This is a genomic window from Cucumibacter marinus DSM 18995 (assembly GCF_000429865.1).
Classification (GTDB): Bacteria; Pseudomonadota; Alphaproteobacteria; order Rhizobiales; family Devosiaceae; genus Cucumibacter; species Cucumibacter marinus.
Genome location: NZ_AUCR01000011.1, coordinates 126,174 through 152,988, shown reverse-complemented (window position 1 = coordinate 152,988; position 26,815 = coordinate 126,174). Strand labels below are relative to the sequence as shown.

Here is a 26,815-nt window from a genome sequence, read left to right as displayed (position 1 = left end):
CGGGCAGGCTGGGCGGATTGCACGAAAGCACATACTGGAAGGACGCCCATGACGCCCCATCTCAATGCCGAAGCCGGCGCCTATGCCGAAGCGGTCCTGCTGCCGGGCGACCCGTTGCGCGCCAAATGGATCGCCGAGACCTTTCTGACCGATGCCATTCAAGTCAATTCGGTGCGCAATTGCCTGGGGTTCACCGGCACTTACAAGGGCCAGCAGGTGAGCGTGCAGGCGACCGGCATGGGCCAGCCTTCCCTCGGCATCTACACCCATGAGCTGATCACCGCCTATGGGGTCAAGACCCTCATTCGCGTCGGCACCTGCGGTGCGCTCAATGCGAAGATCAATGTCCGCGACATCGTCATCGCCACCGCAGCCTCGACCGACAGTTCGATCCCGACCCAGGGCATGGCGCCATTCCACTATGCGCCGACCGGCGATTTCGGCCTTGCCCGCCGTGCCGCCGAGATTGCTGAAGACCGGCGTTTGCCCTGGCATGCCGGCCCGATCCTCTCCTCCGATGTGTTCTATCGCCCCGAGGGCCTCGACGCCTTCAAGCCGATGATCGATCACGGCGTGCTGGCGGTCGAGATGGAGGCCGCAACGCTCTATACCCTCGCCGCCCGGCACGGGGTGCGCGCCATCGGGGTCTGCGGGGTCTCCGACAGCCTGATCACCGGCGAGGAAATCGATGCCGACGCCCGCGCCACAACCCTCAATGACCTTGCGGATATGTGCCTGACCCTGGCCGTGACCGGCTGACGCCGGCGCGGGATTTCACGCCCTTTTTTGGCCCGCTTCGCGCATCACGATTGCGATCGCGGTGGGCCGCAAACAGTCACGAAAGATCGCCATGCTTGACGACAACAACGCCGCGCGCCTGAGGGAAGGCGTCAAGAGCCTTGAGACCATGACCCGCTTCGCCCTCGCCGTTCTGGCGCTGGCGAGTGGCGTCTATACCTATCTCGGCGTGCGCAGCCTGTTGGACGGCTCCGCCAATCTGGTTTTCTTCGCTGCCATTACCTATTCGGCAGCGGTCTCGGTCGGCATTTATGCCTTCTGGACCTATCTGATGAAGTTCCTGCCGCTGATGCGGGACGCGGCGCGGCGCTGGGCGCTGGCCGGGGTGATGGTGATCGGCTCGCTGATGATAGTGGCCATGTCGTCCTGGCTCAACGCGGCAGCGCTCGCCGGCTCGGCTGCGCTCGAACAGCATCTCGCCGTCACCCTTGAGGGCTATGCCGCCGATCTCGACCAGTCGCACCAGAATGCCCTGTCGGCCCAGTCGCTCCTGCCCGATGTGCAACGCGCTTCCGAGCGCTTTAATCGCCTGGCCCAGGACGAACGGGAATCCGGCGCCTTGACCGGCACCTCCGGCGCGGGATCGGTGGTGCAGCTCCTGACCCAGATGTCGGCCCAGCTCAATGAGTTGAGCGATTCCATCGTTGATTCACGCGACGAGGCGGCAACCCTGTTCGAGGAAGGGTCGGCCCATCTGGCCACCATGCGCGAGCTCGTTTCCGCCCCCGGCGACGTGCAGCCCCGCGCCGACCAGTTCGCCGCCGAGGCCGTGGCGCTCACCGGCGTCATCGCCGCGCTCGAGGCGACCTCCGTCGCCCCTTCGGTCAAGCGCGCCGCCGAAGATCTGTCGCTCGGCTTCATCGCGCCTGTCGCCGATGGCTCGACCGCCGATCTCGCCGCCCGGCAGGACCGGGTGATGCGGACCGTTTTCACCTCGGTCGAGGCGCAATCGACCGCCCTGAGCGATGCCGCCGACGCGATCCTGGCGCAAGGCAAGACCCCGCCGCGCCGCTATGTGCCGCTCTCGACCGCCGAGGCGGTGCTGATCTATGCCGGCGATTTCATACCCTCATGGGCCGGCGCAATCTCCATCGATCTGTTGCCGGTCGTCTTGGTGCTGGTGCTTTCGGTTGTTTATTCCGCCGCCCGGCGCGAGGCCGCGGCCCTCGATATGGCCGACAAGATCACCGCCGCGGAGATGATGCGCTCGGTTGCCCTTTACCGCGAGATGAATCTCGATGGCCGCCGCCACCGCGGCGAGGATGTCGAGGATGAGGACATCGAGGCGGACGACACTGCCGACGACCAGGCTCCGGCCGCCCGGAACAAGGCCGCTCCAAACAGGGCCGCAGAGAACAAGGCTTCGGACGACACGGCTGCCGAGGACAAACCGGCTGACACCGACCCCAATGTCACCCCGCTGGAGATCAAGCGGGGCGACCGCAGCCGGCCGGGCTCATAAGACAATGGCGACCGCGACCCGCAAGAAAGGCCTCAGCTTCAACCAGCGCTTCTGGCGCTGGTTCGACGATGCCAAGCTGATGCAGCTCGTCTTCTACGCGCTGCTGGCCGGCGCCGCGACGATTCTCTGGACCGATTTCAAGGACCTGACGGGCAATGACATCGCCTTGCCCGGACTCGAAGCCTCCCCGGTGCTGCCGGCCATCGACCGGCCCGAGATCGACCCGTCCGCCCCGCAATTCGCCCCACGCGAACAAGTGACCACGGGCCATGACGTGCTGGCTGCGCCAATGACCATGGCCCTCACCCCGGGCGGCATCATGCGGCTTGAAGGCACCATCACCCCGGGCAGCGCCCAGCGCTTTGCCGAGGAGATCGATGTGCGCGGCGAATATATCGGCATCGTCTCGCTCAATTCGCCCGGCGGCTCGGTCGATGATGCGCTCGCCATCGCCACCCTGATCCGGGAAAAAGGCTATGCGACCGAAGTCAAAGCCGGTGCGCTTTGCGCCTCCTCCTGCCCGCTTGTTTTTGCCGCAGGTTCAACAAGACTGGCGGACCGCGGCGCGGTGATTGGGGTGCACCAGATCTTTGCCGGTGGCGGCGATTTGCCCGGCGCCGCACAGGCCATGTCCGACGCCCAGGCCACCACCGCCCGCATTCAGCGGCATCTGACCGAGATGGAAGTCGATCCGGCGCTGTGGGTGCATGCGCTCGAGACCCCGCCGGACAAGCTCTATTATTTCACCCCGGATGAGCTCACCGACCTCAAGCTGGCGACCGAACTGACGGGCTGACGCCAGCCCGGCCCGATATCACTTCTTGCCCGTGATTGCCGCTTCGAGCGGGGCGATATGGTCGGTGTCGTTGACGAAGCCGAACCGGCCCGTGGCCAGCATTTCCGCTCCCGCCCTGGCCAGCGCCTCGAACGCGACCCGCGCCATCGCGGAGCCGAGCGAAATTCGCGCCACGCCGGCTTCGGCGAGATCGAGCACCGGGAAGGTGAGCCCGCGAATGCCGGTCAGCACGTTGACCGGCTTGCCGACCGCCTCAACCACCTTTCGGATCGCGGCGACATCGGGCAGGCCCGGCGCATACAGCACATCGGCACCCGCCTCTGCATAGGCAACAAGCCGCTTGATGGTATCATCGAGATCGGACCGGCCATGCAGATAGTTTTCGCAGCGGGCGGTGAAAACGAAATCGCGGTCGAGCCCACGCGCGGCCTCCGCCGCAGCCGCAACCCGCTCCACCGCCTTCTTGAAATCATAGATCGGATCGGCCTCATCCCCGGTGAAATCCTCGATCGAGGCGCCGGCGAGCCCGGTATCGGCAGCTTCGCGAATGGTCCTTGCAGAATCTTCAGGCGAATGGCCAAGCCCGTTCTCGAGGTCGGCAGCAACCGGAATGTCGATTGCCTCGCACAACGCCCGGCAATGAGCGAAGACGGTGTCGAAATCGAGCTCTCCGTCCCCCTTGCCCATTGACATGGCCAACCCCGAACTGGTGGTTGCCACCGCCTTGAAGCCCTGGGCCTCGAACAGTTTTGCGGTGCCCACATCCCAGGGATTGGGAATGATGAAGGGGGTGCCTTTGCGGTGCAGGGCGCGAAATTGAGCGCCGATATCGCCTGCCATGACGTTTCTCCCGATGACGCGCTGAAACGCGTTCACTCTCAAATTTTTCAAGCAAATGCGGCGCCTTGAAAAGGGCGCTGATCGAAAATCGGCGGTCGACCTTTCCCGCCACCGCCATCTTCGCGCCGCTAGCGGGCGGGACGCAACTCCAGAACATCGTGGAAGGATTCAAAGGCCGGCTGCGGGAGTTCGAGAACGAAGCGATTGCCGTCTTCATAATCCTTGAGCATGCACCCGACCTGGTCGCGCTCGCTGGCCCCGTCATACATGACCGGGTCTTCGTCCGAATAGTGCAGCGCGCCGCGATAGAGAAGGCCATCCCCGGACTTTGTCAGCGTACCGAAAGTGCGCTGCGAACCCGATGTCTTGCGCAGGGTGAGGGTGGCGTCCTCCTGTCCGACCTCGCAGGCGAACCAGGTGTAGACAACAAGCTCCGAGATCCCGCCCATCTTGATGGTGCGGCACTGGTAGCGGCCCGGCACGATGGTCTGAAGCGGGGAGAGCCCGCCGGCGAAAATCTCCGAAACGACCTGGCGGTCGGCGGCGCTCTGGCTGATCAGCGCAGCGGCCAGACCGCGGGTGCGGCTGGCCGCAATCATGTTGATCCGCGCCTCATCGCGGGGCGAGAGGCCCATCTCTTCGGTCACCACACAGGGCTGGCCGGCGACCTGCGGACTGTCGGCGAGGCCCGGCGCACAAAACGCAAATACTGTCAGCACAGCGGTGATCAGGCGCATGGCGTCCTCCCTTGGAAATGCGTCGGATCACGCTAGGGGCGCCTTGCGGCGATTTCGTGAAACCTGCCCGGCGCTTAGTGCGGTCCCTCAAGCGCCGACCGGGTGGCCTTCAGCACTGCAAGGAAGCGCTCGGCCCGCGCGATCACGGCTTCCACCGCTTCGATCTTGGCGTCGAGAAATCCATCGGTGTCGAAATCCGGGTCCGCCCCGCCTTCGAACACCGAAATCAGGAGCGACAGGTCGGCGATCGTGAAACCGGCATCCTGCGCCTGTCCGATCATGGCGAGCCGTTCAATGAGATCCTCAGGGTAGTCGCGATACGAATTGGACGGCTCGGGACCCGGCTCGGACCGGATCAACCCGTGCCGCTCATAAAACCGGATCGTATCCCGGCTGAGGCCGGTTCGTTTGACGAGTTCACCGATGCGCATCGTTTGATTCTGGCAAAACCGTTGACAAAGGTCCATGGTTTTGCTGCTCTGTGCACAGCAAGCATGCAGGCCACAGACCATGCAAGAGGAGGGCGGAATGACCCGCATCTGCCAGAGCTGTTCCATGCCCATGGACAAGGATGCCGAAGGCGGCGGCACCGAGGCGGACGGCACCCGCTCCGGGAAATACTGCTCGCTGTGCTACAAGGACGGTGCCTTCACCCAGCCCGATTTCACCGTGGAAGAAATGCAGGACTTCTGTATCGAGCAGCTTTCGAACAAGGGGCTGCCCAAATTCATGGGCTGGATCTTCACCCGCTCGATCCCGCGTCTCGAACGCTGGCGGAACCGATGAGCATCGCCGACAGGCTGGCGAGCGCCCTCGACCGGCGCGACGAGGCACCCAATATCGCGCTGGCCGAAGAGATTGCTGCAAACAGCGATACCAAAGCGGTGACAGAGTTGATCGGCCTGCTCACTGGTGGAAGCAGGCCGGCGCGCCATGACGCCATCAAGGTGCTCTACGAGACAGGCGGGCGGAACCCGGCGCTGATTGCGCCGCATCTTGACGCCTTTGTCGGCCTGCTCACAACCCGTGACAATCGCATGCTCTGGGGCACGTTGACGGCGCTCGCTGCCATTGCCCCGCACGATCCAGAGGCCATCGTTCCGTATCTCGAGGCCATCCTGGCCGCCGCGGACAATGGCTCGGTGATCGCCAAGGACAAGGCGATGACCATCCTGCTTGCCTTGGCCGAAACATCTGCCCACCGCAAAGCCGCATGGCCGCTGGTGCTGGCGCGGCTCGAAACCGCCGCACCCAATCAATTGCCCATGTACGCCGAACAGGCAGTGCCGGTTGGCGGACCGGACGGCGCGGCCCTTGCAGAGACTCTCGCGGCGCGGCTCGGTGACATGCCGACCCCCGCCAAGCGCAAGCGGGTGGAAAAGGTGATCCGGGTGCTCACCGGCTGACCGGGATTCGATTGGGCTGCGCAAACCCGCCCGATTTGCTAGACTTCGCTCTGAGGCAGGGGACGACACCTCGGGGAGGATGTGCCATGCCCGAACATATTCTGGCCGGCCTCGCACGGCGCCTTGCTGCGCCGCTGTTGGCCTTGTCGCTGTCTGTCGCCGTATTTTCAGGGCCTGCCCTCGCCCATCACGGCTGGGGCTGGACCGAGGACGCCTGGTTCGAATTGAGCGGCACGCTGACGGAAATCTATGTCGGCAACCCCCACGCGACACTCACCATCGAAGCCGAGGACGGCACGCTTTGGGATGTCGACCTGGCGCCCTTGTTCCGCACCCTCAATGCCGGGTTCGAGCAGGATATCGCCGCGCCGGGCGATCCGGTGACCGTAATCGGCCATCGCTCCATCGATCCCGGCGAGACGCATATGAAAGCCGTGCGGGTGATCCATGGCGGTATCAATTACGACGTCTATCCGGCCCGAGCCGCCGGCTATGACAACCGCTAGCGCACCGATGAACAGCGCCGGACCGGGCACTTTCGATGATTGAAGCTCTTGAAGCCTTCTGGCTGGGGGACGAGTTACGCCGTTCGGTCTGGCTCTACCCGTTGGTCAGCGCGACCCATATCCTGGCGCTGGGCATGCTGGTGACGAGCGCCATCCTGATGGACCTCCGGGTATTGGGTTCCGGCACCAGGCTGGCCCTGCCCGACGTGGTGGCGCATCTACGGGTGGTCGCAATGTTCGCGCTGATCGTGGCGGTGTCGACGGGAGCGGCGCTGTTCACCGTGCGCCCGGCGATCTATTTCGCCAATCCGATTTTTCTCACCAAGATGACGCTTCTCGCCGCCGCACTCTTCAATGCCGGGCTGTTCACCCTGCTTGCCCGGCACAGGACACCGGAAAGCTGGCTGACCAAATTTATGGCCCTCACCTCGATCTTTCTCTGGCTCGCCGTACTCCTGTGCGGCCGGCTGATTGCATTTTTTGATTAGCGAGGCGCGTGCCGAAAGGCGAAATCGCTCCGGTGGAGCGATTTCAGCGCCGAGCACCCTGAGAGCTATGCTCGAAGGGTAGGGCGCTCCTGACGAGCACCCCGAAAGCTGTGCTTGAGGGGTTGGGTTGGGTTAGCTCCACCGAGCACCCGAAAGCTGTGCTCGAAGGGTTGGAGTGCAAAGCGGAGCACCCGAAAGCTACGCTCGAGGGGTTGGGGCAAACAGCGCTCAGTCCATATTTGACATGCCGACCGGTCGGTCCGATCTTGCGACCAGAGGCGGGGGCGAAAATGGTCGGGTTTCGATCATCTCGTGATTCCGCAAGCTCAGCATAACGGGCGTGGTCGATGGACGCCCTTCACCCTCCGACGTCACCCCGGTGAAAACCGGGGTCCATTGGCGCAGGTCGCGGGTCAATTCGCTTGCCTCGTGCCGTGGAGCAACCACCATTGGATCCCGGATCGGCCCGGGACGGCGTAGAGAGCGGAGCGGCGCATTGTCCTCATCTTCGCACATTTGGCTGATTCTGGGACCTCGTCTTGAGGCGGGAGTGAAAACGGCACGGCACTCGACCAGTGAGCGCAGCGAACCGGGTGGGGATCCTTGAAGAATGCCCGGTTAGGTCCCGCGGAGAGCGGCCGGTTGTTACCCCCACCCTGTCTCGCGACGGATTTGGCGTGCCAAACCCTGCTCGACCTCCCTCCCCGCAAGGGGGAGGGAAAGAGGAAACTGCCGGCGCACGTCATCACCACCGCCCTCGCCCTTAGAGGCTGCGCTTCGCTCCACACCTCAGGGTGAGGGCTTTTTCGGCCCCGATTTCACTCTCCCGCCGCTTCAGCCTCGATGGCGTCCATATCGGCATCGGAAAAGCCGAAATGATGCCCGATCTCATGGATCAACACATGGGTGATGACGGCGCCAAGGGTTTCCTCATGCTCGGCCCAATAATCGAGAATGGGCCGGCGGAACAGCCAGATGCGGTTGGGCAACTCCCCCGTCAACGGCCCGTCCCCCAGCGCGGTCGCCCCGACCCCGTGAAACAGGCCCAGAAGATCGAACGGGCTTTCAAGCCCGAGATCGGCGAGCATTTCGTCATCCGGGAAGTCGGCAACGACGAAGGGCACGCCGTCGATCCGGTCGCGGAACACGTCCGGCAGCGTGTCGAAAGCCTTGCGGGCAAGCACCTCGAACGCGTCGAGCCCGGGCGCCATGCGCCCGGCCCAGTCTTCGGGGGTGTCTTGGGGGGTGTCTTGGGGCGAGTCAGTCATTCAAGCTTCCCCCACGGCACGACGCAGTCCCCTCCCCTTGACGGGGAGGGATAGGGTGGGGTGATCCCCCCTCTAGCAATGTCCAAGGACTTGGCATGGCCAAGCCCAGGACATTGCATCTCCCCCGCATCCGGGGGGAGATGGAGCAAGAAGCAACCGCGCACCCGATAGCCAACTTGCCAGCGCGGTGAACCTGTCCCCATGTGCGAGACAACGAACCCCAACTACCCCTTCGGCCACTCGCGGATATCGACGAAGCGCCCGGCAATCGCGGCAGCGGCGGCCATGGCCGGAGAGACGAGGTGGGTCCGGCCCTTGAAGCCCTGACGACCCTCGAAATTGCGGTTCGAGGTCGAGGCGCAGCGCTCTTCGGGCTTCAGCTTGTCGGCATTCATCGCAAGGCACATGGAGCAGCCCGGCTCGCGCCAGTCGAACCCGGCCTCGATGAAGATCTTGTCGAGCCCTTCGGCCTCGGCCTGTTCCTTGACCAGCCCCGAACCCGGCACGACCATCGCATCGACGCGTTCGGCGACCTTGTGACCCTTGACGACCGCAGCGGCGGCGCGCAGATCCTCGATCCGGCCATTGGTGCACGAGCCGAGGAACACGCGATCAAGTTCGATGTCCTTGATCTTCGTGCCCGGGGTCAGCCCCATATATTTGAGCGCCCGCTCTTTCGAGGCGCGGCGATTGGCGTCTTCGATCTCGGCGGGATCGGGCACCACGCCTTCGACCGAAACGACGTCTTCAGGGCTCGAGCCCCAGGTGACGATCGGCGGCAGGTTGGCCGCATCGAGCGTGATCTCGCGGTCGAAATGCGCGCCGTCATCCGAAACGAGCGTTTCCCAATAGCGCCGGGCCATCTCGAAAGCGTCGCCCTTGGGGGCGCGGGGGCGATCCTTGATATAGGCGAAGGTCTTTTCATCGGGCGCGATCAGGCCGGCGCGGGCGCCGCCTTCGATCGACATGTTGCAGACCGTCATCCGGCCTTCCATCGACAGCGCGCGGATCGCCGAGCCGGCATATTCGAGCACATGCCCGGTGCCCCCGGCGGTGCCGATCTCGCCGATAATGGCCAGGATGATGTCCTTGGCGGTCACGCCCTCGGGCAGATCGCCCTCGACATTGACCCGCATGTTCTTTGCCTTGGACTGGATCAGCGTCTGGGTGGCGAGCACATGCTCGACTTCCGAAGTGCCGATGCCATGCGCCAAAGCCCCGAACGCCCCATGCGTCGAGGTGTGGCTGTCGCCGCAAACGATCGTCATGCCGGGCAGGGTGAAGCCCTGTTCCGGCCCGACGATGTGGACGATGCCCTGACGCGGGTCCAGTTCGTTGAAATACTCGACGCCGAAATCGGCCGCGTTCTGCGCCAGCGTTTCGACCTGGAGCCGGCTGTCCGGATCGTCGATGCCGTGGCTGCGGTCGGTGGTCGGCACATTGTGGTCGACAACCGCCAGCGTGCGCTGGGGCGCGCGGACCTGCCGATGGGCAAGACGCAGTCCTTCAAAAGCCTGCGGGCTGGTGACTTCGTGGACAAGGTGGCGGTCAATATAAATGAGCGAAGTGCCGTCACCATTGTCGGCGACCAGATGGTCGTCCCAGATCTTGTCGTAAAGCGTGCGCGGCGTGCTCATAAGGGCGCTCATTCGTTGGTTTGAACTGAAATAGGAAACCTAGCGGCGCGTTTCTATGCCTTGAGGCTGCGCCCGGTCAAGCGCCGGGCATGCTCGGGGCAAGCGCTTGCGCCGCTCAGCCGCGGGTGCTGGCAACAATCGCGCCGAGATCATCGATCCCATAGGCGACCTCTTCGAGCGGCACACCGCCATGCCGGGTTTCGGTCTGGGTGGCGATTTCGCGCCCGCCCATACGCTCATAAAACCCGCGGGCATTGGCATTGGCCGACAACACCCAGGCGCTGGCGCGATCAAGCCCCATGGCGAGCAGTTCATTGGCGCCCGCCGACAGGAGACGCCGCCCAAGTCCGCGCCCCTGCGCGTCTTTCATCACATAAAGCGCCATGATCTCGCCCGGATAGTCGGCGAACGCCGCCCGCTCGCTGCGCTGGGGCCCGACCAGCACAAAGCCGGACAGCGCATGGGCGTGGGATTCGGCGACGAAGGCGCAATAGCCCTTGTCCAGCGATTCAATGGTCAAGAGCCCGCGCCACATCTCGAGCCTGTGGGCCAGATTGGCCGCCACCATCGCCTGAGGCGGGATCAGGTCCCTGTAGGTCTGCTTCCAGGTCGCGACATGAATCTGGGCGATCGGATCGGCATCCTCGGGCCGGGCCGGCCGGATGGTGTATTCCGCTGCGCCCACAATCATGCTCGGGTCGACCATCGCCGCTCTCCTTGGTTGGGTTGGCCCAGTATGCGGTGCCGCGCGCCTGCCGCCAATGGCAAAACGAACCGCCTGAAAACCGCCAACCCCCTGTCATTCATTCCGAATAAGGATCAATCTATAAACAGATCATCCTCGACATTTGCCCTTCGGGCGCACAGTGTGTGAGGGTAAGTCGTCATCGGGGACAGGGCAACGAGATGACCGGCACGGCCAGTTCAACCAGAAAATCCATTCTCAATATTGCGGACGAGGCGCGCGGGAACGATCTCGGATTTGCCGCCTTTCTGACCCGCATGACCAACTCTCTCGATGTCGATGATCTCGAGGGCTGGAAGGCGGAAGACTTCGTCACGGTCTGCCGCAACTCATACGGGCTCCTGATCAAGGACAAGCCGGGCAGTCCATCGGTCCATATCCACCCGGCCGAACCCAGACCCGAGATCGAGGTCATCGACGTCTTCAATGACGACATGCCCTTTCTTGTCGATTCGACCCTTGGCGCTGTGCGCGGGCTGGGCGGCACCGTCCGATTGGTCGGCCACCCCATCCTGCCGATCAAGGCGACAAAGGACGGTCTGGAGGTCCTCACCGAGAAGACCCCGGATTGCGAAAAGCTCTCCCATCTTCACATGCATATCGATGCCTTCCCCGACCCGGCCTCGACCGAGGCCCTGCGCGAGGAACTCGAGGAGGTCATGGCCCAGGTGCGCGCCACCGTGCGCGGCTGGCGCGGCATGCTGGAACGCCTCGCCGAGGTGATCCGCTCCTATCGCGACAATCCACCGCCCATCGATCCGACCTCGATCGAGGAAGCGATCGGCTTTCTCGGCTGGCTCGGGGACCACAACTTCACCTTTATCGGCATGCGCGAATACCGGCTTGCCGGAACCGGCGAGAACCAGACCCTGGAGCCGGTGCCCGACAGCGGGCTCGGCGTGCTTGAGGACCCGGATTTCAAATATCTGCGTCAGGGCGACGAATATGTCGAGATGACGGACCAGCACCTGGCCTATCTCAAATCCCCCGACGCGCTGCTGGTCACCAAGGCCAATATCCGCTCCAAGGTGCACCGGCGCGTGCATTACGACTATGTCGGCATCAAGCTCTATGACGAGGCGGGCAAGCCCAATGGCGAATTGCGCGTTCTGGGCCTGTTTACCTCCATGTCGCTGTCGACCCCGCATACGGAAGTGCCGCTTGTCCGGCGCAAGGTGGCCGAGGTCATGCGCCGCTCGGGCTATGAGCCGGGCAGCCATTCGGGCAAGGGGCTGATGAACGCCCTCGACCATTACCCGCGCGACGAACTGTTCCAGATTTCGACCGACGATCTGTTCGAATTCGCCACCGCCATCGCCTCACTTGTCGACCGCCCCCGCGTTCGCGTTTTCCCGCGTATCGACCCGTTCGACAATTTCGTCTCGATCCTGGTGTTCCTGCCGCGCGACCGCTTCGATTCGAACCTTCGTTCGCGCATCGGCACCTATCTCGCCGAGGCCTATGACGGCCGCGTCTCGGCTTTCTACCCCAGCTTCCCTGAAGGCGATCTGGTGCGCGTGCATTTCATCATCGGGCGCAATGGCGGGGTCACGCCGCGCCCCGAACGCGACGAACTCGAGGACGCGGTCGCGGACCTGACGCGCTCGTTCGGCGACCGGATGATGTCGGCAGCAGAAAACCGCGCGGCCATCGCCCCCTACCGGGAAGCCTTTTCCGAAGCCTATCAGGAAGCCTTCACCCATCACGACGCACTGGGTGATATCGCCGCCTTCGACAAGCTCAAGGACGCCGGCGATATCGGCCTGAAGCTGCACCGCCACCGCTCCGATCCCGATGCGCTGTCGCTCAAGATCTATCACCTCAAATCGCCCATTCCTCTGAGCGCCCGGGTGCCGATGCTCGAGAATTTCGGCTTCCGCGTGATCAATGAACGCTCCTATGGCATTCGACCGGTCGACGGGATTGAGCGCATTCTGCACGATATGACCGTCGAACCCGCCGACGGGCGCATCGACAATCTCGAGGCGCTGGCCGGCACCATCGAGACCGCACTCAACGCGGTCTGGCATGGCGATGCGGAAAATGACGGTTTCAACCAACTGACCCTCAAGGCCGGGCTGGCCTGGGACGATGTCTCGATCGTGAGGGCGCTGGGGCGCTACCTCAAACAGGTCGGCATCGCCTATTCCCAACGCTATTTGTGGACCTCGCTCGCCACCCATCCGGAAATCGGCAAGGCGCTGATCGACTTGTTCTATGCCCGCCTCGACCCCGGTTTCGAGGATGAGCGCCGCGCCGCCGAGATCGCCGCCCGCGACGTCATTGCCAATGCGCTCGACGCCATCACCTCGATCGATGATGACCGGATCGTGCGGCGCTTCCTCAACCTCGTCGATTGCGCGCTGAGAACCAATTTCTTCCAGCGGCCAGAGGGCGGGCGCCGTCCGGCGCTGGCCATCAAGTTCGACGCGCCGCGTGTCGAGGCCATGCCCGAGCCGCGCCCCTATCGCGAGATCTTCGTCTATTCGCCCCGGGTCGAGGGCATCCATCTGCGCGGCGGCGCCATTGCCCGCGGCGGGTTGCGCTGGTCGGACAGGCCGGAAGATTTCCGCACCGAGATCCTGGGCCTCGTCAAGGCGCAGATGGTCAAGAACGCGGTCATCGTGCCGGTGGGCGCCAAGGGTGGCTTCTATCCCAAGCAGATGCCGGCCAGTCCGAGCCGCGAGGATTTCATCGCCGAGGGCACGGCCTGCTACAAGATCTTCATCGGCTCGCTGCTCGACATTACCGACAATCTCGACGGCGATACCGTGATCCCGCCCAAATCGGTGGTCCGGCTCGATGGCGACGATCCCTATCTCGTGGTCGCCGCCGACAAAGGCACCGCGACCTTCTCCGACACCGCCAATGCGATCTCGGACGAACGCGGCTTCTGGCTTTCCGACGCTTTCGCCTCGGGCGGATCGGCGGGCTATGACCACAAGAAGATGGGCATCACCGCCCGCGGCGGCTGGGAAGCGGTCAAGCGCCATTTCCGCGAAATGGACCGCGATATCCAGACCACACCCTTCACCGCGGCGGGGGTCGGGGACATGTCCGGGGACGTGTTCGGCAATGGCATGCTGCTGTCGACCAAGACCCGGCTCGTGGCGGCCTTCGACCATCGCGACATCTTCATCGATCCCGACCCGGATACCGATGTGTCCTATGCCGAGCGCAAACGCCTGTTCGAAATGGGCCGCTCGAGCTGGCAGGACTACGACACCTCAAAGCTCTCCAAGGGTGGCGGCATCCACCCGCGCAACGCCAAATCGATCGACCTGTCGCCGGAAGGCCGCGCCCTGCTGGGGCTCAGCGACGGCAAGCTGACCCCGACCGATGTGATGGTTGCGATCCTGCGCGCCGATGTCGATCTGCTCTGGTTTGGCGGCATCGGCACCTATATCGCGGCCAAGGGCGAATCCGACGCCGAGGTCGGCGACCGGGCGAACGACGCGATCCGCATCCGCGGCCACCAGGTCCGCGCCAAGGTGATCGGCGAAGGCGCCAATCTCGGTGTCACCCAGCTCGGGCGCATCGAATATGCCCGGCTCGGCTGCAACGGCGAAGGCGGACGGGTCAATTCCGACGCCATCGACAATTCGGCCGGCGTCAATTCCTCCGACCTTGAGGTCAATATCAAGATCGCGCTGGGCACACTGGTGCGCGCCGGCCAGATGACCATCGAACAGCGCAACACCTTCCTCGCCAGCATGACCGACGAGGTCGCCGAACTGTGCCTGAGGAACAACTACCTGCAGACCCTCGCCATTTCGCTCGCCGAACGCCACGGTGCGGCGGACACTCCCTTTCACGCGGCACTGATCCGCTCGCTCGAAGCCGAAGGCGAACTCAACCGCGCCGTCGAGTTCCTGCCCGACGATGCGACCCTCGCCACGCGCGAGGAATCGGGCGAAGGCCTGACCCGGCCCGAGATCGCTGTGTTGCTGGCCTATGCCAAGAACACGCTTTATGCCGACCTTCTCAATTCCGAAGTGCCTGACGACCCCTATCTCGGCAAGGAACTGTTCCGCTATTTCCCGGACACGCTGGCCGAGAAATATCCCGAAACCATCGAGACCCACCGCCTGCGGCGCGAGGTGATCGCAACCGTGTTGTGCAACGCCATGATCAATCGCGGCGGGCCGTCCTTCATCCATCAGCTGGTCTCCTCGACGGGCGCCAAGCCGGCCCAGATCGCTTCCGCCTATGCGGTGGCGCGCGACGCTTTCGGGCTGACCGATCTCAATGCCGAAATCGATGAACTCGACAACAAGGTCGAAGGCGACACCCAGCTGGCCCTTTATGACGAAGTGCGCAGCCTCTTGCTGGCCCAGACCGTCTGGTTCCTGCGCAATGAAAGCCTTGAAGGCGGGGTCTCCGATCTCGTCGAACGCTATCGCGAGGGCGTGGACGTCGTCGCCGGCCTGCTCGACGAATTGGTGCCGCGCTTTGTCGCCGACGCCCTGGCGCGCCAGGCACAACAGTTCGAGGCTGGCGGCACCCCTGCCGATCTCGCTGGCCGGCTGGCCCATCTCTCGGCGCTGACGCTCGCCTCGGACATCATCGCCATCGCCCAGCGTGCCGACATGCCCGTCGCCGATGCGGCCCGGGCCTATTTCGCGGTCTTTGACATCTTCAATCTCGGCCGCATCACAGAGCTCGGTGATACCGTCGCGGTCTCCGACTATTACGACCGCATGGCGCTTGGCCGCGCCACCGCCAACATGATGCGGGCGCAGCGCGATTTGACCCTCGATGTGCTGGCAACCGGCGCCGACAGCGTCGAAGCCGCGCTCAAAACCTGGCAGGACGGGCGGTCCGACGAGATCACCCGCACCCGCGACATGGTCGCCTCGATCACCGAGGGCACGATCACGGTCTCACGACTGTCGGTGGCGGCGGGCCTTCTGTCAGACCTTGCACGAGGTTGAGCAGGCAGGACGAGGACCCCCGATCCGTGACCACAACCGAGCTCACCGTTTCGGGCCGCCCGCCGGCCGACCGCCGGGCGCGCCTGTCCTGGATGTTCTTCGACTGGGCCGCCCAGCCCTTTCACACCCTTATCCTGACCTTCATCTTCGCGCCCTATTTTGCCGCCCATGTCGCCCCCAGCCCGGCAGAGGGCCAGGCCATGTGGGGCTGGGCCGCGGGCACCGGCGGGCTGGTGATTGCGCTACTGGCACCCATACTGGGCGCGGTGGCCGACGCTTCCGGCCCGCGCAAGCCATTCATCGCCGTATTCGCCTTGTTGGCGATCATCGGCGCCGTCGGCCTGTGGATCGCCGCGCCCGGCGCCGGCCCGGGCATCATCACGCTGACGCTCATATTCCTCGCCATCGCCCTGTTCAGCTCGGAATTCGCCGGCACCTTCGTTAATGCGATGATGCCCGACCTCGTGCCGCGATCCGAACTCGGCAAGCTCTCCGGCTCGGGCTGGGCGCTCGGTTATGTTGGCGGCATTGTCGCTTTGACCATCATGCTAGGCTTGATGTCGGCCAACCCCGAGACCGGCAGGACCCTGTTGGGCCTGACCCCGATCCTCGGGCTTGATCCCGCAACCCATGAAGGCGACCGCGCCGCGGGGCCGCTCACAGCGATCTGGTTTCTTGTCTTTGCCATTCCGCTGTTCCTGTTCGTGCCCGATGCGCCACGCCGGTCGGGTGGTGGCAAGGCCGTCAGGGATGGGATCGCCCGGCTCTTCGCGACCGTTCGCTCGCTGCCGCAGAACCGCAGCTACTTTGCATTCCTCATTTCCTCGATGCTCTATCGCGACGGGCTCAACGCCCTTCACGCCTTTGGCGGCATCTATGCGGTGGGCGTACTCGGGCTCTCGATCATCGAGGTCGGTCTGTTCGGCATTCTCGCGGCCGTTGCCGGCGCAATCGGGGCCTTTGCGGGCGGGCGACTCGATGCCCGAATCGGCCCCAAGCCCGTGGTCATGACCTGCTGCATCCTTCTGGTGATCGCCTGTCTTGCGGTGATCTCATCGACTGAAACAAGCATTCTGTTCGCTATACCGGTCGGAGCCGAAAGCAACGCGCCGCTCGTCCTGTTCTATCTCGCCGGCGCCCTGATCGGCGCCGCAGGCGGCGCCTTGCAGGCGGCCTCGCGCACGCTTCTTATCGATCAGGTACCGCCCGAACAGGCGACCGAAGCCTTCGGGCTTTATGCGCTGTCGGGCCGCGCGACCGCGTTTCTCGGGCCTTATGCGATCGGTATCGTCACCAGCCTGACGCTGTCCCAGCGCCTCGGGATCATTCCTGTGATCGTGTTGCTGGCGGCCGGGGCGCTCGGCCTGGTTCTGGTCAAACAGGCGAAGGTTTGAGGCCAGACACGCCCTCATCCTAAGGTGGGAGCGCCGCCGCGCGACCTTTGAAGGGTAGCCACCCCCTTGGAGTTTACCCTTCGAGCATAGCTCTCAGGGTCTTCGCGCCTAAAATCTCTCCACCGGAGAGATCTTGCCTCGCGGCACGGCGCTCAGTGACGGAAGTGCCGCATGCCGGTGAAGATCATGGCGATATCCGCCTTGTCGGCCGCCTCGATCACCACATCGTCGCGGATCGACCCGCCCGGCTGGATGACCGCCGTGGCCCCGGCCTCGACCGCGGCCATCAGCCCGTCGGCGAAGGGGAAAAAGGCATCCGAGGCAACGACGGACCCCTTGGCGAGGCTCTCCGTTTCGCCTGCGGCTTCAGCGGCGTCCTGCGCCTTGATCGCGGCGATCCGGGCCGAATCCACCCGGCTCATCTGCCCGGCGCCGATCCCCACCGTCGCGCCGTTCTTTACATAGACGATGGTGTTGGACTTGACGTGTTTGGCAACCTTGGCAGCAAGCTTCAAATCAGCCATTTCCTGGTCCGACGGCGCGCGCTTGGTGACCACCTCGATCTCGCAATCATCGACATTGCGGGCATCGCGTGCCTGCACCAGCAGCCCGCCGGCGACCGATTTGACCATCAGCCCTTCGGCCTTGGCATCGGCCAGCCCGCCGGTGAGCAGCAGCCGAAGGTTCTTTTTGCCTTCGAAAACGGCCAGAGCCGCCGGGGTGGCCGACGGCGCGATGATGACTTCGGTGAAGACTTCGATGATGGCTTTGGCGAGATCCGCATCGATTTCGCGGTTGACCGCGACAATGCCGCCATAGGCCGAGACCGGATCGCATTTCAGCGCGGCCTTGTATGCGGAAAGCGTGTCATCGGCGACCGCCACGCCACACGGATTGGCATGCTTGATGATGGCAACGGCGGCGTTTTCCGCCGGATCGAACTCGCTCACCAGCTCGAAAGCCGCGTCCGTATCGTTGATATTATTGTAGCTCAGCGCCTTGCCCTGCACCTGTTCGGCAGTGGCAACACCAGGCCGCTCGGACCCGTCCTGATAAAAGCCGGCCCATTGATGCGGGTTTTCGCCATAACGCATCACTTCGCGCAGCTTGCCCGAGAAGGAGCGGTAGGGCACCTCGTCATAATCAAGCGTGTCGGCGAACCAGCGCGAGATCGCCGCATCGTAATTCGCCGTGCGCGCAAAGGCCTTGGCAGCCAGCCGCTGACGCTCTGTGAGAGGCACTTCGCCTTCCGCCTTCAGATGCGCGGTGACCATTTCATAGTCTTCGGGATCGACGACAACGGTCACCCCGGCATGGTTCTTGGCCGCGGCGCGGATCATGGCCGGCCCGCCGATATCGATGTTCTCGATGGCCGTCGCATAGTCCGCGCCGCCCTTCACCGTTTCCTCGAACGGGTAGAGATTGACCACCAGCAAATCGATGCGCGGGATCGAATTGATCTTCATCGCCGATTTGTGGGCGGGGTTGTCGCGTACGCCCAGAAGGCCGCCATGGACCTTGGGATGAAGCGTCTTGACCCGCCCGTCCATGATCTCGGGAAAGCCCGTGAGCTCCGAAATATCGATGGTCTGCACGCCTTCGGCATCGAGCGCCTTGCGCGTGCCGCCGGTGGAAACGATCTCGATTCCGAGAGAGGTCAGGGTCTTGGCAAGGGCGACGATCCCCTGCTTGTCCGAAACCGACAAAAGGGCGCGTTTGACGCGCGACGGGCTCGACGAGGTCATGCTGTAATCTCCGGCGCAGGGCATTCCCGGTTAAGGCGCGCTGGCTAGCACGGCTTTGGCGCCAAGGGAACAGGAATAGACCCGGTTTTCCCAATCAAGGCCTGGACCGCCGCCGCTAGCCCGGCTGACGCGTGAAGCTCCAGGCGATTTCACTGCGGCCGGTCACATCGCCGGTGATCACGATCTGATCGGTCCGGGTCAGGCCGAAATGCACCGACTGGCGCACGCTCTCCTCGATATCGGCGACCCCGCCTTCCCAAAGGAACATCCACACCTCGCCGGCCCGCGTCTCGAGGCGGATCGAGGACTGCTCCTCGATATCGCCCGCATAAACCCCCGGTCCGAGATGGAAACGCAAGGTGAAATAGCGTGACGTCTTCGAAGAGCCACCGAGCTTGAGCACGTCCTGCCCCACCAGCGTGCGGCCTTCATCGATCAGGGACAGCATGCGGTGATGGGTCAGACCGTATTTCGGTTCGAACCCGTGCCCGACCATGGCGATCGAGACCTTGTTGGGATCAACCCCGATGGCCGGCGGTGCCCCCAGCGGAAACACCCGCTGGGGCATGAACGGTCCGACACCGAATCTGGCCGGCGATCTGTCATCGACCGAAAGTGTCGAATGTGCCGCCGCCTGGCGGAACGCGGCGGCATCGCGCAACTTGCCCGGGGCCGGCCCGCAATTGCCCACGATCAGCGCATTGCCATGGCTGAACTCGAAAGCGAGCCCGCCCGCATGCATCTGCGCGGCGAACTCCGGATCGGGCATTTGCCCGCTATCGCATACCAGCTTGCCTTGCCCCAGTTGTGCCACGCCATAGCCCGCCGTCACCCGCGCCGGGGCGGCGTTGCGCCTCACCGCATGGAACTGCACGGAGAGAAGCAGTTCGAGCGGGAGTTGCCCGGTGCCGTTGAAATAGGCAGGTTCTCCCGTCGTCATGGTCAGTTCGGCCAGCGCCCCGTGCATGGGATCGATCGCCTCGGCCAGGCGCTTGCCGGCCTCGGGCGATTTCGACACCAGCGCCAACCGGATCGGCACCAGGTATTGCAGCAACTGGAACTGGTTTTTCGGTGAACGGGATTTGTGCATCCCGTCCTTGTCGAGCTGCTTGTTGATCTGCCGGATCACCCCGTCGGTGCGCGATTGAAGCGAAGCCACATCGACATCGCGATGACACAGCGACACGCCCAGCAGCGCGATCGAGGCCTCGAGCCGCGAAAATGGATCCGCCTCGAAACTGGAGCGCTGCTTGAGCGCCTGGATCTGAACGCTGAGGGTGCGGGCAATGGTCGATTTCTGCTTGTCCGAGGCAGTCGCGGTGATCAGCTCGTAATGACGCAGCCAGTTTTGGGTGCGGCGCGCGATCAGGGAGTTCGACCAGAACTGGCGATTGAAATGGCCGTAGCGCCCGATCCAGTCGAGTACCAGCGTGCGCGCAAAATCGCGCTCCGAGCGATCGGTCGCCTCGTTGAAATGCCTCAGCCAGGCAAAGGAATGCAGATCATCAAGCCAGTCGGGGTCGGCATCTTCGAGCGCAAAGGGCGAAATTCCGCCCGTCTCGATCAGCCGGCCGCCGAGATTATATTGCCCTGAGACCATGTCGGATGCCGAGATGGCATCCGCCGGACAGATCTCGGGCAGGGCCTGGATGAAGGTTTCGTCGGCAAGCGGCCGCCATGTCCAGCGATAGACAGGGCTCGTCACGGCCCTGTCGGCAACCGACAGGACAGCCTTGCGTAACAGAAACCGGAGAAGTGAAGACAAAACGCAGTCCGCCCTTTCCTGAGCCCCGAACGGTCAGTCTTGCACCCTATCGGCAAAAAAGGAATCGCCGCCGCCCGGCCATCCACCGCCGCTTAAAGGTCGCGGGTGAACCGTGCAATGAAAAACCCGTCCATGGTGCCCGAAACGCCGGTCAGCGAATCGGGTGTTGGTACCGGCATGCCGGGTACGGTCCGCACATGGCCCAATTGTGTTATCGGCGCTGTCCATCCCGCCATTTCGTCCGCTTCGACCGGCTTGAGGCGGAACCCCGCGTGGCGGGCGAGAAAAGCCTTGGCCTGGTCTTCGCCTTCTTCCGGCTCGAGCGAACAGGTGCAATAGACCAGCGTGCCGCCAGGCGCGGTTATCCGCGCGGCATTGTCGAGCATGGCCGCCTGCAGGCGCGCCCTTTCGCGGAAATCGGCAGCCTCACGATGCCAGATCACTTCCGGATGACGGCGCAAGGTGCCCGTGGCACTGCAGGGTGCATCAAGCAGCACATGCGAATAGGCCCCGTCTTCGCCGAAAGAGCGCGCATCCCCGGTCGCCAGTTCCGCCTCACAGCGCAGACGGGCGAGATTGCCGGCCAGCCGTTCGAGCCGGGCTTCATCGAGATCGAGCGCGGTCACCCTGGCCCCGGCCTTGGCCAGCTGTGCGGTCTTGCCACCCGGCGCGGCGCAGAGATCAATCGCGTGATCGCCCGGCCCCGCGCCCAGCAGGCGGGCCGGTAGCGCGGCGGCCATGTCCTGCACCCAGAACGCGCCTTCTTCATAGCCGGGCAGGTCCGATACCGCACGATCACGATGCGTGATTCGCACCGTGTCGCCGAGAACCCGCGCAGCACCAAGCGCTTCGATCAGGTCGGGATCATCTTGCCTGAGGGTCAGATCGAGTGCCGGACCATCGACAAGCGCCTGCGCAATGCCATTGAGCACTTCAACGCCATAGGCCTTGCGCCAGCGCTTGAGAAGCACCGGGGGCAAAAGTGCTTCCGGTGTCTCGGGAACGGCAGGCCGCTCACGTCCAATGCCCCGAAGGACGGCATTGGCAAGCTTGGCAAAAGGCCGTGCCCGCTTGTCCGCCTTGACGATCTCGACGCTGAGATGAACGGCGCTATGATCCCCCTGCCCAGGCAGAAACAGCAATTGCGCCGCCCCGATGCGCAGCGCCGCCTCGAACAGGCCGGACCTTTTCGGCCAGCCCTTCTGGAGCCGCTCGGCAAACAGCGCATCGAGCTGGCCATGGTGGCGAAGCGCAAGGGTCACGAGCCGGTTGGCAAGGGCCCTGTCGCGGCCTTCGACGAAATCGCCGGGTCCGAACGGCTCGAAAGCATCACCGGCCAATACAGCATTGAGGCGCTGCGCCGCGGCGTGGCGAATCGCAAAACCCTTCAGGTCACGCTGTCCGTCCGGCTGGTTTTTCTGGGATTTGTCCGGCACGAAGGCCCGTCCGTTGATGGTTCAGTTGCCGGGTATGGGCGATCGGGCGCCAAAGGGCAACCGGCCTCCGCTTTACTCAGCCCCAGGAATCTCTACCCCCAGGAACCTCCAACCCCAAGAACCTCTAGCACCAAGAACCTCTAGCCCCACGGCCCGGCATTCCGGGGCGGTGCGCGACGCGCGGCCGAACCATGCGGATCGGCATCGGGAATGCGCCAGGCGGACCCGCGGCCGACGCGCCGGGGGGCAGCCCTGACCGGAATGTCACGCTGCGCGGCGCGCTGGATCGGCTGGCGGCCCGTTTGCCGCGCCAACTCCTTGAGGGCCTCGATCCGGTTGCGCACATCCGGGTGGGTGGAGAACAGGTTGTCCATGCGTCGCCCGGCCAGCGGATTGATGATGAACAAATGCGCCATGGCAGGCTGGCGGCGCGCCCAGGGGTTTTCGAAGTTTTTCGCCAGTTGCGAGATCTTGTGAAGCGCCGAGGCGAGCGCCATCGGATCGCCGCAGATCTCGGCGCCATCCTTGTCGGCTTCGTATTCGCGCGTCCGGCTGACGGCCATTTGCACCATGATCGCTGCGATCGGCGCAATAATGATCATCAACAACCCGCCCAGCGGTCCGAAGGGCGAGTTCGAGTTGCGCGCGCCGAAAAACAGCCCGAACTGGGCCAGCATCGAGATCGCGCCGGCCAGCGTTGCCGTGATCGTCATGGTGAGTGTGTCGCGACTGCGGATATGGGCGAGCTCATGGGCAACGACTGCCGCCACTTCCTCATAGCTGAGATGCTGCAAAAGCCCCGAAGAGACCGCGACCGCGGCATTGTCCGGGTTTCGCCCGGTGGCGAAGGCATTGGGTTGTTTGGAGTTGATCACATAGACCCGTGGCATCGGAATGCCGGCCCGGTCTGAAAGATCGGCCACCATGTCATAAAGTTCGGGCGCCCGTTCGCGCGGGATCGGCATGGCATGCTGCATGCGCAAGACCAGCTTGTCCGAATTCCAGTAGGCGAACAGATTCATGACGAGCGCTATCGCGAGCGCCAGCAGCATACCGCCGGTGCCCGCCACCGCAAATCCAATGGCCATGAACAGCCCCGTCAGGGCAGCCAGAAGAAAGGTGGTGCGCATTGCATTGACCATGGTGGTTGTCCCGGGCTCCTTTCGGCCTATTGAGCGTTTCCAGGTGAAGTGGATGCCGGTTCACCGTCCGGAAACGCGATCAAGTCAGAAGTCAGATTCGTTCAGCGATTCCGTCGGACGCCGAACTGGTCTACGATTGCGTGCGCGGTAAAGATGGGGTTTCCCCGCTCACCCGGCAAGAGCGCCCGCCGCCGCACACGGCAAGGTGAAGCCGGCATCGCGGCGGCGCTGCCGAAACTGAATGCCTCAACCTGCGATGGGTTCGATGACCGACGACAAGATGACAGAAATGACCGGGGCGCAGGCCCGCCGCACCTATCGCGCCGGCGAAAAACGCCCCGATCCTGAAATTGCGGCCCGCGCCAAGGCCGAGGCCGAGGCGCGTCGAAAGAACGACGATACGGCGCCGGCCTTGCCCAGGGAGATCAATGGCCGCAAAGGCCCTGAACCCATCCGCTTCGGCGATTGGGAAAAGGACGGCATTGCCAGCGACTTCTGAGAAGTATTAACCGGAAGCCAGTTGAACACCGGCTCCCGGACATCAAGTGGCGCCAAAGCGCCCACGCCAAACAAAGTGGTGCGGCAGCATCCACGCCAAACAAAGTGGCGCGGCAGCGCCCACGTCTAAAAACGCTGGACTCAGGCGCCTGCCGCAGCAGCCATTGGCCCGAACAGCCCGATGATGATGCCCTGCACGACGGTGACACCAAGCAGGTAGCCGCCATCGATCACGGTCAATGACCAGCGGGCGCCCTGGTAGCGGTGATTGATGATCATCGCCATCAGGATGAAGCCGAACCACATATGTACCCCGACCAGGAAGCCGGTATAGGCGGTCACTTCACCATTCATCAGCGCCGGGGTTACCAGCGCAATGAAGTAGGCCATGATGAGCTGGCACACCCCGGCAAAGATGAAGGGCGTCGCTTGCCCGCCCTCGGCGATCTGCTCGCGGGTCTTGCCGATTGCAGCCATCCAATGCTTGCCCAGCGCCATGTACCAGATCGCCCCGAGCGCCATGCTCGCAACCGTGGCGATCAGCACCGCCAGCCAGTTCACGCTCAAATGGTCCATTGATAGTCCTCCCCTGATAACCGGTCCCCGGCACATCGCCCCGGACCGGATTTTCACAGCGGCGTGGTCTCTAGACCTTCGTGCCACCCATCTCGCAGATGATCTTCCATTCCTCGTCGGTCACCGGCTGCACCGAAAGCCGCGAATTATTGACCAGCACCATGTCCTTGAGCTTGGGATTGGCCTTGATTTCATCAAGCGTCACCGGCCGTTCGAACGGCTTCACCGCCTCGACATCAACGCATTCCCAGCGCGGGTCATCGGTGGTCGAATCCGGATGTGCCTCGGCCGCGACCCGGACGATCCCCACGATCCGCTTTTCATTCACCGAGTGATAGAAGAAGCCGAGGTCACCCACCTTCATCTGCCGCATATGCAGCCGGGCCCCGTAATTGCGCACCCCGTCCCATTCCTCGGGCGCCCCCTTGTTGATCTGATCGTCCCAGCCCCAGGTGCCCGGCTCGGTCTTGAACAGCCAATAGGCCATGCTCTTCCCTTCTTGGTTTGTTTGGCCGCCTCGGCGGCTCAGATTTCCACATCGCGTTTCAAGGGCCGCGTCATCAGCATTTCAACAAGCCCGGCAATATCGCTATGTCCCTCGATCAGCGCGTTGACCGCATCGATAATGGGCACGTCGACACCCGCCTCGTTCGCCAGTGCCTTGGCCACCGGCGCCGAATGCCGCCCCTCGGCAAGCTTGGCGCCTTCCCCGGTCAACTCGGCAAGGGTCTGCCCCGCCCCGAGCCGCCAGCCGAAATCGAAATTGCGCGATTCCCGGGAGGTGCAGCTCAGCGTCAGGTCGCCGAGCCCCGCAAGCCCGGTCAGGGTCTGCGGTTTGCCCCCGACTTCGGCGACCAGCCGGCTCATCTCGGCAAAGGCTCGCGCCAGCACCGAGGAGCGCGCGGAAAGGCCCAGATCGGCGCCCTGCACCGCCCCGCAAGCGATCGCATAGACATTCTTGAGGGCCCCGGCCAGTTCGACCCCGGTCATGTCGCCCGCCGCATAGAGCCGGAAGGTCGGCCCGGCAAGGTGATGGGCAATCAGCTCGGTCAGCGCTTCGTCTTCCCCGGCAATGGTGACGGCGGTGGGCTTGCCGCGCGCGACCTCGGAGGCAAAACTCGGGCCGGACAGGACCAGCGGGTTGGCCTGGGGCGCAGCGGCCTGCAGGACCTGGGACGGTCGCAACATGGTGCCTTTTTCGAGGCCCTTGGCGCACAGTACCACCGGCATGCCCGCCAGCGCCTGGGGCGAGATTTCGCCGAGCGCGTTGCGGCTTTCCTGCGCCGGCACAACCAGCAGAACGAAATCGGCAGCGCCGAGCCCCCCGGTGCCGATCTGCGCAGACACGCCTTCAGCGATCGGTGCATCGGAAATGTAGAATGGATTGCGGCGCTCGTCATTGACCGCGGAAATCACCGCCGGGTTGCGCCCGCACAGAGTGACATCGCACCCGCCAAGGGCAGCCGCCTGCGCCAGTGCCGTGCCCCAGGCGCCCGCGCCCACAACATAAACCTTTGCCTTTGCGGTCACGGCTTCGCCCCCTCGCCATTCTGATCTCCGACCGGTCCCAGCGTATCGAGCGGCCAGCGCGCCTGCGCCACGAAGTCGGAACCGTCCCGTGCCCCGAGCGCGAAACGTTCCGCCCCGGCCCAGGCGACCATGACGCCATTATCAGTACACAGCGCCGGCGGCGGCACGACCAGTTTGGCCCCGTGCCGGGCAACAGCCCGTTCGAGGGCCGAGGCAATCGCCTTGTTGGCCGCCACGCCCCCGGCGACCACCAATACGGGCGCTATGCCGGGATAAAGCGCGGCAAACCGGTCAAGAGCATCGGACGACCGGGCTGCCACGATCTCGGAAACTGCCGCCTGAAACCCGGCGCAGATATCGGCGATGTCGGTGTCGCTGACCGGCGCCAGCTCTTCGGCGGCCAGCCGGACCGCGGTCTTGAGCCCGGAAAAGGAGAAATCGAGCCGATCCTGTTTAAGGAGAGGCCGCGGAAAGGCGAACCGTTTGGCATCGCCGGTCCTGGCCGCCTCCTCAACCTTTGGTCCGCCCGGATAACCCAGGTCAAGCAGCTTGGCGGTCTTGTCGAAGGCTTCCCCCAGCGCATCATCGATCGTGGTGCCCCAGCGCTCATAGTCGCCCACCCCGCGCACCAGGACGAGCTGGCTGTGACCGCCCGAAACCAGCAGCAACAGATAGGGAAAGTCGACCCCGTCGGTCAGCCGCGGGGTCAGCGCGTGGGCTTCGAGATGATTGATAGCGATCAGCGGCTTATCGAGCGCTGCCGCCATCGCCTTGGCGCTTGTCAGTCCCACCAGTACGCCCCCGATCAGCCCGGGCCCGGCTGTTGCCGCGATGGCATCGATATCGGAAAGCCTTGCATCCCCTTCGCGCATCGCGCGGGCGATGATCCGGTCGAGCCATTGCACATGGGCGCGCGCCGCGATCTCGGGCACCACGCCGCCGAATTCCGCGTGCTCGTCGAATTGCGAGCGCACGACATTGGAGACGATTTGCCCGCGCCCGGCACTGTCCCTCAGGACAAGCGCCGCGGCGGTTTCGTCGCAACTGGTTTCAAGCCCGAGAATCAAGCTCTCGTTCCGGCTCTGCGCTTGCTCGCTCATGCGATAGGGTCT

General features: G+C 64.1%; 24 protein-coding genes. 10 read left to right on the top strand and 14 right to left on the bottom strand.

The features are described 5' to 3' along the window. The first annotated feature begins 48 nt into the window (after positions 1-48). The 3 genes from deoD (at position 49) to G489_RS19790 (ending at position 3,056) form a co-directional block, all read left to right on the top strand. Entirely contained in the window at positions 49-759 is a 711-nt protein-coding gene (deoD, locus tag G489_RS0108885) for a purine-nucleoside phosphorylase (RefSeq protein ID WP_029041251.1), read from the top strand. 91 nt (positions 760-850) lie between these two features. Next, positions 851-2,260, top strand: coding sequence for a hypothetical protein (locus tag G489_RS0108880; RefSeq protein ID WP_029041250.1), 1,410 nt, complete (start codon positions 851-853; stop codon positions 2,258-2,260). A gap of 4 nt (positions 2,261-2,264) precedes the next feature. Beyond that, positions 2,265-3,056 carry a COG3904 family protein gene (locus tag G489_RS19790; RefSeq protein WP_051332460.1) on the top strand — a complete coding sequence of 264 codons (792 nt, stop codon included), beginning with the start codon at positions 2,265-2,267 and terminating at the stop codon, positions 3,054-3,056. 18 nt (positions 3,057-3,074) lie between these two features. On the opposite strand, the gene G489_RS0108870 is transcribed toward G489_RS19790, so the two are convergent. The 3 genes from G489_RS0108870 to G489_RS19780 all read right to left on the bottom strand — a co-directional run bounded on the left by G489_RS0108870 (position 3,075) and on the right by G489_RS19780 (position 5,064). Beyond that, positions 3,075-3,896, bottom strand: a complete 822-nt coding sequence (locus G489_RS0108870; protein ID WP_029041249.1) for an isocitrate lyase/PEP mutase family protein — start codon at positions 3,894-3,896, stop codon at positions 3,075-3,077. Positions 3,897-4,024: 128 nt separating this feature from the next. Continuing rightward, a complete protein-coding gene (locus G489_RS21795) occupies positions 4,025-4,633 on the bottom strand; it encodes a DUF4893 domain-containing protein (protein ID WP_051332459.1) in 609 nt (202 codons plus the stop codon). Between the two features lie 74 nt (positions 4,634-4,707). After that, complete coding sequence (locus tag G489_RS19780; protein ID WP_035872095.1) at positions 4,708-5,064, bottom strand: MerR family transcriptional regulator; 357 nt, start codon at positions 5,062-5,064, stop codon at positions 4,708-4,710. Positions 5,065-5,161: 97 nt separating this feature from the next. Between G489_RS19780 and G489_RS0108855 the strand changes: the two genes are divergently transcribed. The 4 genes from G489_RS0108855 (at position 5,162) to G489_RS0108840 (ending at position 7,033) form a co-directional block, all read left to right on the top strand. Further along, entirely contained in the window at positions 5,162-5,419 is a 258-nt protein-coding gene (locus G489_RS0108855) for a zinc ribbon domain-containing protein (protein WP_029041248.1), read from the top strand. Continuing rightward, entirely contained in the window at positions 5,416-6,039 is a 624-nt protein-coding gene (locus G489_RS0108850; RefSeq protein ID WP_029041247.1) for a hypothetical protein, read from the top strand. The genes G489_RS0108855 and G489_RS0108850 overlap by 4 nt, the downstream gene beginning before the upstream one ends. Before the next feature lie 86 nt (positions 6,040-6,125). After that, positions 6,126-6,545, top strand: a complete 420-nt coding sequence (locus tag G489_RS0108845) for a DUF6152 family protein (protein WP_051332458.1) — start codon at positions 6,126-6,128, stop codon at positions 6,543-6,545. Between the two features lie 35 nt (positions 6,546-6,580). After that, on the top strand, positions 6,581-7,033 hold the full coding sequence (locus tag G489_RS0108840; RefSeq protein WP_029041245.1) for a DUF6644 family protein: 453 nt from the start codon (positions 6,581-6,583) through the stop codon (positions 7,031-7,033). Positions 7,034-7,851: 818 nt separating this feature from the next. Here G489_RS0108840 and G489_RS0108835 read toward each other — a convergent pair. From G489_RS0108835 to G489_RS19775, 3 genes are all read right to left on the bottom strand, one after another. Continuing rightward, a complete protein-coding gene (locus G489_RS0108835; RefSeq protein ID WP_029041244.1) occupies positions 7,852-8,301 on the bottom strand; it encodes a metallopeptidase family protein in 450 nt (149 codons plus the stop codon). A gap of 224 nt (positions 8,302-8,525) precedes the next feature. Continuing rightward, positions 8,526-9,938: a 3-isopropylmalate dehydratase large subunit gene (gene leuC / locus G489_RS0108830; protein WP_029041243.1), complete on the bottom strand. Its 1,413-nt coding sequence runs from the start codon at positions 9,936-9,938 to the stop codon at positions 8,526-8,528. Positions 9,939-10,053: 115 nt separating this feature from the next. Further along, on the bottom strand, positions 10,054-10,644 hold the full coding sequence (locus tag G489_RS19775) for a GNAT family N-acetyltransferase (RefSeq protein ID WP_051332457.1): 591 nt from the start codon (positions 10,642-10,644) through the stop codon (positions 10,054-10,056). 200 nt (positions 10,645-10,844) lie between these two features. Here G489_RS19775 and G489_RS19770 point away from each other — a divergent pair, with 200 nt between their 5' ends. Both G489_RS19770 and G489_RS0108815 read left to right on the top strand, forming a co-directional pair. After that, entirely contained in the window at positions 10,845-15,617 is a 4,773-nt protein-coding gene (locus G489_RS19770; protein WP_035872089.1) for an NAD-glutamate dehydrogenase, read from the top strand. A 26-nt stretch (positions 15,618-15,643) separates the two neighbouring features. Next, the gene (locus G489_RS0108815) at positions 15,644-17,011 is read left to right on the top strand and encodes an MFS transporter (protein WP_029041242.1); all 1,368 of its coding nucleotides are present in this window, start codon (positions 15,644-15,646) and stop codon (positions 17,009-17,011) included. 152 nt (positions 17,012-17,163) lie between these two features. Here the strand turns inward: G489_RS0108815 and purH are convergent, their stop codons facing one another. The 4 genes from purH to htpX form a co-directional block, all read right to left on the bottom strand. Then, positions 17,164-18,756, bottom strand: a complete 1,593-nt coding sequence (gene purH, locus G489_RS0108810; RefSeq protein WP_029041241.1) for a bifunctional phosphoribosylaminoimidazolecarboxamide formyltransferase/IMP cyclohydrolase — start codon at positions 18,754-18,756, stop codon at positions 17,164-17,166. A gap of 115 nt (positions 18,757-18,871) precedes the next feature. After that, positions 18,872-20,521, bottom strand: coding sequence for a heparinase II/III family protein (locus G489_RS21790; protein WP_029041240.1), 1,650 nt, complete (start codon positions 20,519-20,521; stop codon positions 18,872-18,874). Between the two features lie 92 nt (positions 20,522-20,613). Beyond that, positions 20,614-21,957, bottom strand: coding sequence for an RsmB/NOP family class I SAM-dependent RNA methyltransferase (locus G489_RS0108800; RefSeq protein ID WP_051332455.1), 1,344 nt, complete (start codon positions 21,955-21,957; stop codon positions 20,614-20,616). A gap of 140 nt (positions 21,958-22,097) precedes the next feature. Then, complete coding sequence (htpX, locus tag G489_RS19755; RefSeq protein WP_051332454.1) at positions 22,098-23,099, bottom strand: zinc metalloprotease HtpX; 1,002 nt, start codon at positions 23,097-23,099, stop codon at positions 22,098-22,100. Positions 23,100-23,364: 265 nt separating this feature from the next. Here htpX and G489_RS0108790 point away from each other — a divergent pair, with 265 nt between their 5' ends. Then, positions 23,365-23,598 (top strand): DUF1674 domain-containing protein, encoded by a 234-nt coding sequence (locus G489_RS0108790; protein ID WP_029041238.1) that lies wholly within the window; start codon positions 23,365-23,367, stop codon positions 23,596-23,598. A gap of 140 nt (positions 23,599-23,738) precedes the next feature. Here the strand turns inward: G489_RS0108790 and G489_RS0108785 are convergent, their stop codons facing one another. The 4 genes from G489_RS0108785 to tsaD all read right to left on the bottom strand — a co-directional run bounded on the left by G489_RS0108785 (position 23,739) and on the right by tsaD (position 26,803). After that, positions 23,739-24,173: a DUF1761 domain-containing protein gene (locus G489_RS0108785; protein WP_029041237.1), complete on the bottom strand. Its 435-nt coding sequence runs from the start codon at positions 24,171-24,173 to the stop codon at positions 23,739-23,741. Positions 24,174-24,243: 70 nt separating this feature from the next. Further along, the gene (locus G489_RS0108780; RefSeq protein WP_029041236.1) at positions 24,244-24,660 is read right to left on the bottom strand and encodes an EVE domain-containing protein; all 417 of its coding nucleotides are present in this window, start codon (positions 24,658-24,660) and stop codon (positions 24,244-24,246) included. A gap of 38 nt (positions 24,661-24,698) precedes the next feature. Further along, positions 24,699-25,703: an NAD(P)H-dependent glycerol-3-phosphate dehydrogenase gene (locus G489_RS0108775; protein WP_029041235.1), complete on the bottom strand. Its 1,005-nt coding sequence runs from the start codon at positions 25,701-25,703 to the stop codon at positions 24,699-24,701. After that, the gene (tsaD, locus tag G489_RS0108770) at positions 25,700-26,803 is read right to left on the bottom strand and encodes a tRNA (adenosine(37)-N6)-threonylcarbamoyltransferase complex transferase subunit TsaD (protein ID WP_051332453.1); all 1,104 of its coding nucleotides are present in this window, start codon (positions 26,801-26,803) and stop codon (positions 25,700-25,702) included. Before tsaD ends, G489_RS0108775 begins: the two co-directional genes overlap by 4 nt. Between the last annotated feature and the right edge of the window lie 12 nt (positions 26,804-26,815).

Coding starts and splice junctions, on each gene's coding strand:
- deoD (WP_029041251.1), top strand. CDS start 49: ATGACGCCCCATCTCAATGCCGAAGCCGGCGCCTATGCCGAAGCGGTC.
- G489_RS0108880 (WP_029041250.1), top strand. CDS start 851: ATGCTTGACGACAACAACGCCGCGCGCCTGAGGGAAGGCGTCAAGAGC.
- G489_RS19790 (WP_051332460.1), top strand. CDS start 2,265: ATGGCGACCGCGACCCGCAAGAAAGGCCTCAGCTTCAACCAGCGCTTC.
- G489_RS0108870 (WP_029041249.1), bottom strand. CDS start 3,896: ATGGCAGGCGATATCGGCGCTCAATTTCGCGCCCTGCACCGCAAAGGC.
- G489_RS21795 (WP_051332459.1), bottom strand. CDS start 4,633: ATGCGCCTGATCACCGCTGTGCTGACAGTATTTGCGTTTTGTGCGCCG.
- G489_RS19780 (WP_035872095.1), bottom strand. CDS start 5,064: ATGCGCATCGGTGAACTCGTCAAACGAACCGGCCTCAGCCGGGATACG.
- G489_RS0108855 (WP_029041248.1), top strand. CDS start 5,162: ATGACCCGCATCTGCCAGAGCTGTTCCATGCCCATGGACAAGGATGCC.
- G489_RS0108850 (WP_029041247.1), top strand. CDS start 5,416: ATGAGCATCGCCGACAGGCTGGCGAGCGCCCTCGACCGGCGCGACGAG.
- G489_RS0108845 (WP_051332458.1), top strand. CDS start 6,126: ATGCCCGAACATATTCTGGCCGGCCTCGCACGGCGCCTTGCTGCGCCG.
- G489_RS0108840 (WP_029041245.1), top strand. CDS start 6,581: ATGATTGAAGCTCTTGAAGCCTTCTGGCTGGGGGACGAGTTACGCCGT.
- G489_RS0108835 (WP_029041244.1), bottom strand. CDS start 8,301: ATGACTGACTCGCCCCAAGACACCCCCCAAGACACCCCCGAAGACTGG.
- leuC (WP_029041243.1), bottom strand. CDS start 9,938: ATGAGCACGCCGCGCACGCTTTACGACAAGATCTGGGACGACCATCTG.
- G489_RS19775 (WP_051332457.1), bottom strand. CDS start 10,644: ATGGTCGACCCGAGCATGATTGTGGGCGCAGCGGAATACACCATCCGG.
- G489_RS19770 (WP_035872089.1), top strand. CDS start 10,845: ATGACCGGCACGGCCAGTTCAACCAGAAAATCCATTCTCAATATTGCG.
- purH (WP_029041241.1), bottom strand. CDS start 18,756: ATGACCTCGTCGAGCCCGTCGCGCGTCAAACGCGCCCTTTTGTCGGTT.
- htpX (WP_051332454.1), bottom strand. CDS start 23,099: ATGGTCAATGCAATGCGCACCACCTTTCTTCTGGCTGCCCTGACGGGG.
- G489_RS0108790 (WP_029041238.1), top strand. CDS start 23,365: ATGACCGACGACAAGATGACAGAAATGACCGGGGCGCAGGCCCGCCGC.
- G489_RS0108785 (WP_029041237.1), bottom strand. CDS start 24,173: ATGGACCATTTGAGCGTGAACTGGCTGGCGGTGCTGATCGCCACGGTT.
- G489_RS0108780 (WP_029041236.1), bottom strand. CDS start 24,660: ATGGCCTATTGGCTGTTCAAGACCGAGCCGGGCACCTGGGGCTGGGAC.
- tsaD (WP_051332453.1), bottom strand. CDS start 26,803: ATGAGCGAGCAAGCGCAGAGCCGGAACGAGAGCTTGATTCTCGGGCTT.